The sequence below is a fragment of the Algoriphagus formosus genome (assembly GCF_002807035.1).
GTDB lineage: Bacteria > Bacteroidota > Bacteroidia > Cytophagales > Cyclobacteriaceae > Algoriphagus > Algoriphagus formosus.
In genome coordinates this window covers 49,671-60,766 of the sequence record NZ_NIUC01000004.1, presented here as the reverse complement: position 1 = coordinate 60,766, position 11,096 = coordinate 49,671, and the positions used below count along the sequence as shown (strand labels likewise).

10 protein-coding genes are annotated in these 11,096 nt (G+C 41.0%); 7 read left to right on the top strand and 3 right to left on the bottom strand.

Annotated features, from left to right (window positions below; genetic code table 11):
- Nucleotides 1–4: 4 nt before the first annotated feature.
- The 3 genes from CDH51_RS17845 to CDH51_RS17835 all read left to right on the top strand — a co-directional run bounded on the left by CDH51_RS17845 (nucleotide 5) and on the right by CDH51_RS17835 (nucleotide 4,052).
- Complete coding sequence (locus tag CDH51_RS17845) at nucleotides 5–733, top strand: hypothetical protein (protein ID WP_100629912.1); 729 nt, start codon at nucleotides 5–7, stop codon at nucleotides 731–733.
- Between the two features lie 240 nt (nucleotides 734–973).
- On the top strand, nucleotides 974–2,845 hold the full coding sequence (locus CDH51_RS17840; RefSeq protein ID WP_100629911.1) for a CBS domain-containing protein: 1,872 nt from the start codon (nucleotides 974–976) through the stop codon (nucleotides 2,843–2,845).
- Nucleotides 2,838–4,052, top strand: a complete 1,215-nt coding sequence (locus CDH51_RS17835; protein WP_157807164.1) for a succinylglutamate desuccinylase/aspartoacylase domain-containing protein — start codon at nucleotides 2,838–2,840, stop codon at nucleotides 4,050–4,052. The genes CDH51_RS17840 and CDH51_RS17835 overlap by 8 nt, the downstream gene beginning before the upstream one ends.
- Here CDH51_RS17835 and CDH51_RS17830 read toward each other — a convergent pair.
- The 3 genes from CDH51_RS17830 to CDH51_RS17820 form a co-directional block, all read right to left on the bottom strand.
- Nucleotides 4,041–5,369 carry a hypothetical protein gene (locus tag CDH51_RS17830; RefSeq protein ID WP_100629909.1) on the bottom strand — a complete coding sequence of 443 codons (1,329 nt, stop codon included), beginning with the start codon at nucleotides 5,367–5,369 and terminating at the stop codon, nucleotides 4,041–4,043. The genes CDH51_RS17835 and CDH51_RS17830 overlap by 12 nt on opposite strands.
- A 94-nt stretch (nucleotides 5,370–5,463) precedes the next feature.
- On the bottom strand, nucleotides 5,464–6,087 hold the full coding sequence (locus CDH51_RS17825) for a response regulator transcription factor (RefSeq protein WP_100629908.1): 624 nt from the start codon (nucleotides 6,085–6,087) through the stop codon (nucleotides 5,464–5,466).
- On the bottom strand, nucleotides 6,063–7,814 hold the full coding sequence (locus CDH51_RS17820) for a tetratricopeptide repeat-containing sensor histidine kinase (protein WP_198514345.1): 1,752 nt from the start codon (nucleotides 7,812–7,814) through the stop codon (nucleotides 6,063–6,065). The genes CDH51_RS17825 and CDH51_RS17820 overlap by 25 nt, the downstream gene beginning before the upstream one ends.
- 308 nt (nucleotides 7,815–8,122) lie before the next feature.
- Here CDH51_RS17820 and purH point away from each other — a divergent pair, with 308 nt between their 5' ends.
- The 4 genes from purH (at nucleotide 8,123) to CDH51_RS17800 (ending at nucleotide 11,074) form a co-directional block, all read left to right on the top strand.
- Nucleotides 8,123–9,649: a bifunctional phosphoribosylaminoimidazolecarboxamide formyltransferase/IMP cyclohydrolase gene (gene purH, locus CDH51_RS17815; RefSeq protein WP_100629906.1), complete on the top strand. Its 1,527-nt coding sequence runs from the start codon at nucleotides 8,123–8,125 to the stop codon at nucleotides 9,647–9,649.
- A 126-nt stretch (nucleotides 9,650–9,775) separates the two neighbouring features.
- Nucleotides 9,776–10,039, top strand: a complete 264-nt coding sequence (locus tag CDH51_RS17810; RefSeq protein WP_100629905.1) for a type II toxin-antitoxin system HicA family toxin — start codon at nucleotides 9,776–9,778, stop codon at nucleotides 10,037–10,039.
- Nucleotides 10,029–10,247: a type II toxin-antitoxin system HicB family antitoxin gene (locus CDH51_RS17805; RefSeq protein ID WP_100629904.1), complete on the top strand. Its 219-nt coding sequence runs from the start codon at nucleotides 10,029–10,031 to the stop codon at nucleotides 10,245–10,247. The genes CDH51_RS17810 and CDH51_RS17805 overlap by 11 nt, the downstream gene beginning before the upstream one ends.
- A gap of 56 nt (nucleotides 10,248–10,303) precedes the next feature.
- On the top strand, nucleotides 10,304–11,074 hold the full coding sequence (locus CDH51_RS17800) for an RHS repeat protein (RefSeq protein ID WP_100629903.1): 771 nt from the start codon (nucleotides 10,304–10,306) through the stop codon (nucleotides 11,072–11,074).
- Nucleotides 11,075–11,096 lie beyond the last annotated feature (22 nt).

The window sequence follows — 11,096 nt, the reverse complement described above, 5'->3', positions numbered from 1 at the left end:
TACTATGAAAAAATCAATTTATCATCAGCTGGGCGTCCTAGCCCTTGCTTTGTCAGTAGCTGCTTGTGGAAATCAAAATACGAGCACTAACGAGAATGTCACAGAGGAAGTCAAAGAAACCATGGAACTTGGCCATGAGCTTGTTTTTGAAAATGACTTTGCCAAAGTCATGAAAGTCAGCTTAGCCCCAGGTACTTCCCAACCTTCTCACGAAGGGGAAAATAGAATCATTTACTCCTTGAATGATTACACCATCGAATGGGAAGAACAAGGGGAAAATAAAGGGGAACAGTCCTGGAAAAAAGGTGATGTTCACTTTCATGAAGCAGGTGATCATGCCGCCAAAAACAACGGAACGACCGCCGCAGAATGGCTGGTATTCACTAAGAAAAATACCGAACTGCCTAGCTGTGAAGGAAATTCAGTAAATAATGATGTCAACACCGTATCATCTGACTACACCAAGGTTTTAATAGATAATGATATATTCAAGGTTACAGAAGTAAGCTTGCCTTCTGGAGCTAGCATCCCGATGCATGCTGGAATTAATAGGATGATCTATTCAGTTTCAGATTTTCAAATCGCCTATGAATCCGACAAGGAAGGAAAAAGTGAAAAACAGTTTGCAGCTGGTGACATCCACTGGCATGAAGCCTGCCAACATGCATTGGAAAATATTGGTGAAACGGAGGCTAAATTTATCGTTGTAGCCTACAAGCGAATGGGTAATTGAATTCAACTTCATAAAGAAACCAGAAAGGTGGGGAAATCGATCCCCACCTTTTTTTAATGAAGAAAAAATTTTGTTCTGAAGCATGAATATGTACGCGGCTTATACATTTCTTTTTTAAGATATAAATATTCCTAAACCTCTAAAGTTAGACCTCGCTTGAATTTTATAAAATCATTTATGAACTTGATTCCTAGATAGGTCCTCCACTTATCATTCAATTTCAGTTAATTTAGCTCACCCATGGGAGATCATCAGGTCAGTTTAGATAATAATGCACAGGCAAGAAACCTTTTTATAAATCATCTTCTAGAGGATCTGGAGGCATTAGATCAGCTCGTAAAAAAAGACCTGCTGGAAAAAGGAGTCACTCGAATAGGAGCAGAACAGGAGTTTTGCCTGATCAATGAACATTACCGTCCCTCCAATCAAGCAGCGGCTGTGTTGGAAGATGTACAGGACGAACATTTCACAACCGAATTAGCCAAGTATAATCTGGAGATCAATCTGGATCCAATCCTTTTCGAAGGCAATTGCTTCGAGGAGATGGAATCTCAGTTGCTAGAATTACTGGAAAAAGCCAAAAAAAGCAGTGCAAAATTTGAAGAACGAGTTCTACTCACTGGAATCCTTCCAACGATATCCATGGACGAACTCAGTCTCGAATATATGACCGAAAACCCACGCTATTTGGCATTGAATACCCTGATGCGGAAAGCCCGAGGAGGAAATTTCCGGATGAGTTTTATGGGTGCTGATGAGCTTTCTATTGTCCATGATTCGGTCATGTTTGAAGCCTGCAATACAAGTTTTCAAATGCACCTTCAGATCCAGCCTGATGATTTTGAATCGGCATATAACTGGGCTCAGGCGATTTCAGGGCCTGTTTTGGCAGTCTGTGTCAACTCACCACTCCTTTTGGGAAAGGAGCTTTGGAACGAAACAAGAATCGCGCTTTTCCAGCAAAGCATCGATACGCGAAAAGTTTCTAAAGCACATATTACAAAGCAAGCGCGAGTTTCATTTGGCAACTCTTGGGAAAAGGGAAACATCGTAGATTATTTCAAAAAACAGCTTTCTAGCTATCGAATTCTACTCACGAAGGAAATCGAGCAAAATGCTTTGGGAGAATTGGAAGCAGGCAGAATCCCCAAACTCAAGGCGCTGAATCTCCAAAATGGCACCATCTATCGCTGGAACAGACCCTGCTACGGGGTGCTTAATGGTAAGCCAGGATTGAGGATTGAAAACCGATACATTCCGGCAGGCCCCACAGCAAGAGATGAAATTGCAAACTTTGCCTTTTGGTCTGGTTTGATGCAGGGAAGACCAAAGGAATATGATATTCTTCCCGAGCAAATGGAGTTTGAAGAGGCAAAATCCAATTTTGTAAGGGCAGCACGCTATGGAAATGAAACCTGCCTAAACTGGATGGGAAAAAGTATCCCTGCAAGCGAATTAATCCTAAAGGAACTGCTTCCCTTGGCAGCTGACGGCCTGCAGAAAATGGGACTTGCCCAAAATAGTATAGACAAGTATCTCGGAATCATCCGAGACCGATGCCAGAAGCAAACAGGATCACAATGGATGATCAAAAACTTCAGAAATCTCAAAAAGAAGCACAAAACCGATGATGCTATCGTAGCCCTGACTCAAGCCATCTACGAGAATCAACAAGATGAAACGCCTGTTCACCAATGGCCGGAAACCCATCAATTTGAAGCTTTTGAAACTAAAGCCGGGAAAGTTGGGCATATCATGACCACAATGCTTGTAACTGGCGATTCCTTGGATTCAGCCAAATTGACGCTGGAATTTATGCATTGGAATAGGATTCATCACCTGCCCATTGTGGATAATAGAGAACGCTTGGTCGGAATCATTACTTATAGTCATCTACGGCAGTTTTGGGATAAAATCCATGATACATCCTCCGAGCTTCTTGCAAAGGATATCATGGTAAACGAGGTGATTGTTGCAAAACCTTCCACCCCAATAACGGAAGCCATTGAACTAATGAAAGAAAAAGAGATTGGCTGCTTACCGGTAGTTCAAAACGGCTATCTCGTCGGAATTATCACTACTAAGGATTTGGAAAACATCAAAAGTGTCTGAGCTAAGCCCACCTATTCAAACTGATTTTGACTTTGATCGCATCATAGACCAAATAGAGGGACAATTGCCTGGACCACACCTAATCTTCTTTGCCGGAATTCACGGAAATGAACCTTCGGGGGTTTGGGCCTTGAGAAATGTCCTTCAAAAAATTCGAAAGGAAAAAATCCCCTTAAAGGGAAAAGTAACAGCTCTAGCCGGAAATCTCCGAGCACTTCAAAAGGGGAAGCGATTTGAAGAGAATGACCTTAATCGACTTTGGACTAAAAAAAATATTGAGGCACTTTCAAAAGACAACTTCCAACCCGAAAATGAAGATGAAATTGAATTAGAGGAGCTATTTGCCCTGATTCAGGAAATCATTCGAAACCAATCAGGCCCTCTGTATTTTTTCGACTTACACACGACTTCCAGCCAGTCCATCCCTTTTATCCCTGTCAATGACAGTCTGATCAATCGTGCTTTTGCGCAGCAGTATCCCCTACCGCTTATTTTGGGCATTGAGGAATATATCGAAGGACCGATGCTTTCCTATATCAACGAGTTGGGTTTTGTGTCCTTTGGCTTTGAAGGAGGTCAGCACACTGACCCTAATTCTGTCAAAAACCATGAACGATTCATTCAGCTTTCTCTTGCTTTTGCAGGAAGTTGTGACTCCAAAACCATGAACGTCGAGGAGAGTTTGAATGTCTGGAAGAAGGAATATGGATCTTTCCAGGAATTCTATGAGATCTTTTTCCGATTTGAGGTTGAGCCTGAGAGTGAATTCAAAATGAATCCAGGATTTAAAAGTTTTCAGGAGGTAACAAAGGGTGAAAAACTTGCTATTTCTGGGGGTAAAGCAGTGCATTCGCCGAAAAACACACAGATTTTTATGCCACTTTATCAAGCTCAAGGCAGAGATGGATTTTTCCTGATTCGGAAAACACCCCAGTTATTTTTAAGCCTATCTGCCTTTCTTCGGAAAAGAAAACTAGACCGACTTATCACTTGGCTACCAGGAGTGCAATGGGCATCTCCAGAAAAAGATGCAATGCGTGTGGATTTACGAATTGCAAAATTTCTAGCCAAGCCTATCCTACACCTTTTCGGGTACCGTGCCATGCAAAAAAGCGATCATTATATGATCATTTGGAATAGGGAATGGAGATCCCGATTTAAGGATTATCAAGAAGAGAGCTGGTATCAATCTGATCTACCCTCCTGAAACTCCCCTATTCACGCCATGCAAACCTAAAAACTGGGGAATCACAAAGCTGGACCAACAAATTTCTCTGGATAGTAAGGAACACAAAGTAGCCTGCCCCACCAAAAGTGCAAGAATCAAAATAAGTGTATTTACTTGAAAAAATATGGCGAAAGCCATCAAGGTAAGAATTACAATTCCCGCATAGACCACCTTCAAGCTAGAGTAGCGACTGATGCGGATCTGAACAAAAAGGGATAAAAACCCAAATTTTGTTCGGTTATTTAGAAGAGCCAATAAGGGTAGCAATATCAATATTAACCACAAGTATGGATCTCCAGGCATGGTATAAATCAGAACCCAGGAAAGGGCCAAAAAAACTCCCAAACTCAAAAGGAATGATAAGCTTGTCACTGATCTCTTGATAGCTTCGAATCGTTCAAGATTTCCAGAATTCCACTCCTGCGAGAAAAGATGCAATGCTGCCTCATAGGCACCATTGGCTGGAGCCATCATTACGCTCCAAAGTGCAAACACCATGGAAAAATACATCACCTCGGAAGCTGCACAACAGATCGTCAGATACCCCATAAATAAATAAGTGAACAAGTAGAAAAAGAAGACTGCCAGCCCTGGCAAAAAACCAGCTTTGACGATTACTTTCTGAAGTCTAGCTGAAGGTGCTGAATTGACCTCTACCCCACTTAACAATGAGTTGATATGAATGCGGAGTAAAATCAGCCAAAGTAACTCCGAACAAATCCCCGCAATCAAAACCATGGTAACCGGATCAAATACTTCACCTGCAAACTGCTGCAATCCTAAAATCAAACTGGTATTGACCACAATAGAGATGAGTGCAAGAATACCGACGGCTTTTAGCTTTCCCATCCCAACTAACAAGGCATGATGACTAAGTCCTGCAAAGAATACCAAGACTAAAACCAATAAGAGTGGAAGACTTTGGATAAAAATCTCAATCGATTCGCTGGACATCCAACCGCTTAGTAGAACCCCAAGTAGAGCTGTGACCAGAAAAACCTTAAATCCCTGAGATAAAAACACCCATAAAGAGCGATTGAAAATGCTCTTGGCAAGGGGAAGCCGGCTGTTTTGCTTTGCTCTGGTGTAAAAATTATGGTAACTATCCGCCAAGGCATTGCCGATAGCAAAGCAGCAAAGTAAAAAAGTATCTAACAAGCCTATCACCCCGATGGCTTCCCCATGTCCAAAAGCAAAAAGAAAAACCCCTGAGAAAAGCAGGACACTTTCGCTCAGCTCACAGAGGATCAGTGAAAAAGAATATTTGAATAGTTTGGACTTCCGAATGGTCATCATCTTTTTTTATAAAAATTGATGACACAATATCGATCGCTTACCTTTTGGCATCCTCACCCATTTGGGTGATTTTGTCATACTTGGAAAGCTATGATTACTGTTCTAGGAGTTCCTTGATTCGAAAAAGGGCCTGAGTCCGGTTACTAACATCAAGTTTCTCAAAAAGATGCTGCAAATGAGTCTTCACCGTATTAACGGATATAAAAAGTTGATCTGCTATTTCCCGGTTGGTTTTTCCAGTTTGAAGTTGCTCGATCAGTTCCAGCTCTCGATCGCTGAGGGCATTTGGTATGAATTCATTGATTTTTTTGAAATCCCATCCAGTTGATTTTTGATATGTATGTTGAAAGTTAAAAATAGCCACTTCCAATGAAGTCATGAGACTATTCCCGTCGAAAGGCTTCAAAAGATAACCTGATGGAATCGTTTGCTTGGCGCGCTCCAAAGTAGCCTTATCGGCATGACTCGTGAGGAATACAAAAGGAAACTCATAGATTTTCCGAATTTCACCCGCAAGGGTAATTCCATCCATCCCATCTCCCAAATTGATATCCAATAAAAGAGCATCCGGCTGACTGGATTTCAAAATTTCTAAAGCCTCTTCGCCCTCATGTGCCACACCAAGCACTTCAAATCCACTGTCCTCCAAATAGCCCCTAATATCCTCTGCGATCAAGGGCTCATCTTCGACGATCAGGATGCGATATCTTCTAGCCATATTCTTTTGTATTTTGAAATTTTACAGGTGACCTGATAGCCGTTCTCAGAAGCTATTTCGATCGCAGCACCCAGCTTATGCTCAAAAGCACGAATCAATTTCATTCCGAAATTGGTGCCAGAATGTTTCCCCGTACTTTGTCCTATGCCATTGTCTTTCACTATTAAAACCAAGCAGTTGTCCTTTTCGAAAAGACTAACTTCCAAAAGTCCACCTTGTCCTTCTGGAAAGGCGTATTTCAGCGAATTGGTGATCAATTCATTCAAAATAATCCCCACCGGCACGGCAGTATCCACATCCAAGTGAACAGTTTCAATCTCCAGCTTCAGTTCAACGAGGTCCCGGTCCAGCCGGTAGGTGTCAAATAGATTTTGGCTCAATTGGCTTACATATTCCTGCATATTGATGCTCTTCAGATCATGTTCTCCATATAGATACTGATGAATCAAAGCCATGGACTTGACCCGGTTTTGGCTTTCCTTCACTGCCTCAAGCGCTTTGGCATCTTCGATTTCTCTCCCCTGAATACTCAAAAGGCTACTGACGACTTGTAGGTTATTTTTGACTCGATGATGGATCTCCCGCAGCAAGACTTCTTTGTCTTTTAGGGCTATTTCAATGGTTTTATTCTTTTGTGACAAAATCAAGGAATTCTTTCGCTGCGTCCGGTAGCGATAAGCATAAAAACCTCCTAAAAACAAGAATAACAAAGCTAAAACGACCACATAACTCAAACGAGCTCGATTTGCACGATCTCTCAGTTCTTGCTCAGCAGCTTGGAGTTCGAGTTCGGTGATTTGTCGCTCCTTTCGTTCAGACTCATACTTTTGTTCCATATCAGCGGTCAGTCGGAGGATTTCCATCGTTCGCAGGGAATCATTGAGCGCGATGTATTTGTCATAATATGTGGAGGCCTCTTGGTACTGACCTGAGGCTTTGAGTAGTTTCGCTTTGTTAAAGTACACATTACTGAGACCAAGAAAACTTTTTACGGTATTCAGATAAACTTCCGCTTGATTCAGATAATCCAGTGCCTGCTCGAGTTTTCCTTCCTTCATTGTCAAATTTCCCAAACCCTGAAGAGCAACACCCACCGAATTTAGGTCATTGATAATAAGCCCTTTATCCCGAGCCACTTCGTAAAAGTATGTTGCCGAGTCTGACTTATTTTCTTGATAAAAGAAGTCACCCAAGCTGAGGCTGCTGTGTACGATTAGTACAGAGTCCCTGATCGCTTCTGAGAGTTTATTTGCCTTCCGAAAAAGCACTCCTGCAGTATCCAATTTTCCCAAATTTTTGTAAGAAATACCCAAATTGATCAGACAGGCAGCTATTCCATTTTGATTGTTTCGTTCCTCCTCAATTTTAAGGGATTTTTTAAAATAGATAAGAGATGTCTCGTAATTCTGCTGATTTTGAAAAAGTGCCGCCATGTTGTTGTAGGTATTTTCCAAACCTTCACCACCTGCTTTTTGACGAAGAGGAATAACCTCCAAATACAGAGAAATCGCCTCCTCATACTGACCGGACATTTCCATCAAAATCGCCTTCATCTCTAGCGATACTGACTGCCAATACTCATCCTCCAGTTCGTCGGATTTAGCCAATGCTAGGTTGGTGTAATACATCGCACTGTCAAAATTCTGATAGTAGTATTCCCAAGCTATATCATTGAGCAGGCCTACCTCCTCTTCGACGGTAGACACGTTTTCCAGTCTCTGTTTCAAAGTAAGAATCAAATTAGTATCCGACTGTGAGAAAGCAGTATTTTGAATAAAACAGAAAGACAGAAAAAACAACCAAAAAAAAGTAAACTTCATCTTCAAAAGCTTAAAACTGAATTTGATTTTGTTTCTATTCCAAAATAGTAATTTCCGCTTTAACTCATCTCAGATCGAATACCAAAGTTTGGGATATCGTGAAAAAAGTGATCAAATTCCTTTAACAAAGTTTTAACCCGAATCTCTTTAATGCTTTAAAGCCTTTTTTCCTACCTTTGCCCCTTCATTGAAATCCAAACCTATCCATTCAAAAAATGGCTGTCAAAAAAATCGAATCTGCCCTAATCTCAGTCTTTTACAAAGACAATCTCGAACCTATCATCGCCCTTCTGAAAAAACACGGAGTAAAAATCTACTCTACTGGTGGCACTCAAAAATTCATCGAAGAACAAGGTGCTGAAGTCATCCCGGTTGAAGAATTGACCTCCTACCCTTCCATTTTTGGAGGAAGAGTGAAAACCCTCCACCCAAAGGTATTTGGCGGGATATTGTATCGAAGAGAAAATGAAGGAGATGTGTCCCAAGCGGCTGAATATGACATTCCGGCCATCGACTTGGTCATCGTAGATTTGTATCCTTTTGAGGAAACGGTAGCTTCTGGAGCTTCAGAGGCAGATATCATCGAAAAGATCGACATCGGAGGAATTTCTTTGATCCGCGCAGCTGCCAAAAACTTCAAAGATGTGACCATCATCGCTTCCAAGAATCAATATGCAGAATTGGAAGCCAAGTTGGAAGCACAAGACGGAGGCACTACCCTAGAAGATCGAAGATACTTCGCTGCTCAGGCTTTCCAGGTGTCATCCAATTACGACACGCATATTTTCAACTATTTCAATCAAAACGAAAATATCCCTGCATTGAAGGTTTCCGAAAGCAAGGCCAAAGCACTTCGCTATGGAGAGAACCCACATCAAGCGGCTCATTTTTACGGTGATTTGGAGAACCTTTTCGATCAACTGAACGGAAAAGAACTTTCTTACAATAACTTGGTCGATGTAGATGCAGCAGTCAATTTGATTGCCGAATTCCCAGACCAGACAGCCTTCGCTATTTTGAAGCATACTAATGCTTGTGGCTGTGCCACGGCGGATTCTGTAAAAGAAGCTTATCAGAAAGCTTTTGCCGCAGATACCACTTCTGCTTTTGGCGGTGTATTAGTAACGAATAAAACAGTAGACAAAGCAGCTGCCGAAGAGATGCATTCCCTGTTTTTCGAAGTATTGATTGCTCCGGAATTCACCGAGGAGGCTTTGGAAGTTTTGAAAGGCAAAAAGAACCGTATTCTTCTTCGCCAAAAAATGGCTTTGCCAGGCACCAAAATGATCAAGACCTTATTGAACGGTGTGATCGAGCAGGACAAGGATTTGGCTACGGAAAGCAAGGAAGATTTCAAAGTGGTGACCAAAGTTGCTCCTTCAGATAAAGAACTCGATGCATTGGTTTTTGCAGCTAAAGTCTGCAAGCATACCAAATCTAATACGATTGTGTTGAGCAACGATTCTCAGCTATTCGCTTCAGGTGTAGGACAAACTTCTCGAGTAGATGCATTGAGACAGGCAATTATCAAAGCAGGTGAATTTGGTTTTGACCTGAAAGGTGCCGTTATGGCATCAGATGCTTTCTTCCCTTTTCCAGATTGTGTGGAAATTGCCAACGAAGCGGGAATCACAGCAGTGGTACAGCCGGGTGGATCCATCAAAGATCAAGACAGCATTGACTACTGCGATGCCCATGGGATGAGCATGGTGATGACGGGAGTGAGACACTTCAAGCATTAATTTGAAGTATTAAGTATCAAGATTTTAGTATCAGGACCTCCGATTCCATTGGGTTCGGAGGTTTTTTTGTTGGGGAAATCGATTTCAAAAATGAATACCAAATTCAAAAATAGATTAATTTAGGCTATGGGTAAGTATGAAAAACTTATAGCCAAAATCCTCTCAGGAAGCTCAGATACTAACATCACCTTTGCAGAATTAAGGAAGTTGATTTTGATCTTTGGTTTTTCGGAAAGAATAAAAGGCAGTCACTACATATTTAGCAAAGAAGGTGTGGAAGAGATTCTAAATCTTCAAGAAAAAAATGGTAAGGCTAAACCTTATCAGGTAAAACAAGTAAGATTAATTATATTGAAATATCAATTAAGCATAAAAAAAGGTGAAGACTGATCCACGTTACGAAATTATCATTTACTGGAGCGAGGCTGACGAAGCATTCATTGCTGAGGTTCCAGAACTTGCTGGTTGTGCTGCCGATGGAGCTAGTTATTCAGAAGCTCTTCAAAATGTTGAAATTGTAATTCAAGAATGGATTGAAACAGCAAAAGAAATGGGAAGGACAATCCCAAAGCCAAAAGGTAAATTGATGTTTGCCTAAACGGATAATCAAGATTTTAGAAGCTTTATTTACAAATTTGATATTCACGAATTAAAATGAAACCATTACAGGCCATTCTTCTAATCTTTTTTTTGCTTTGCTCTTGCTCAATCACCGGGGAAGATGGCCAAGAAGAATTTTTAGAAACTCTTCCCGCGATTTCAGTTGCCCAACTTCAAAGATTGGCTGTAAATTTTGATGACAAAGCAACTCGAATTAAAAAATACCAGTTGAACTCACTTCTTTCAACACATGATAAGTATTATGACGCTTCTGGAAGAGAACTTTTTGATGTCTACCTGAGAAACTCAAGCTTGGATACTTCGAGTCTTGTACTCTATACTTATGAAAATGATCAATTGATTAAAAAAGAGGTATTTCCATTTGACGGTGAAAAATACGTTTTTGGAGAAGTATTTACCTACCAGTATGATGGATCAAAAAGACTAATTCAGCAGGATCGGGGAAGTACCATTTATTTCAAGTATGAGTATAACGATCAGGGTCAAGTGGAAAAAATCACTTTCGGTCCCCAGATTTCATTACAAGAAGGTTATCGATTCTATTATGACGAGCAGGGTCGTATTCAACGTCAGGTTTGGATGGTTTTCACTCAGCCAAATTCTCCTATTCGGAATTGGCACTATGTCTATAATAAGGATGGAAAATTAATTGCCAAATCCATCCCAACATCTCCAGCTGGAGAATTGAGGCCAATGTTCGAATATACCTATGATAGCCAAGGTAGGTTAACAAAGGAATTGGAAAGGTATCCTGAATATGACTTTCAAGAATACTTTTCTACCATTTACCAGTATCATGAATAAGGCTTTGGGCTTTTAGCTTCTC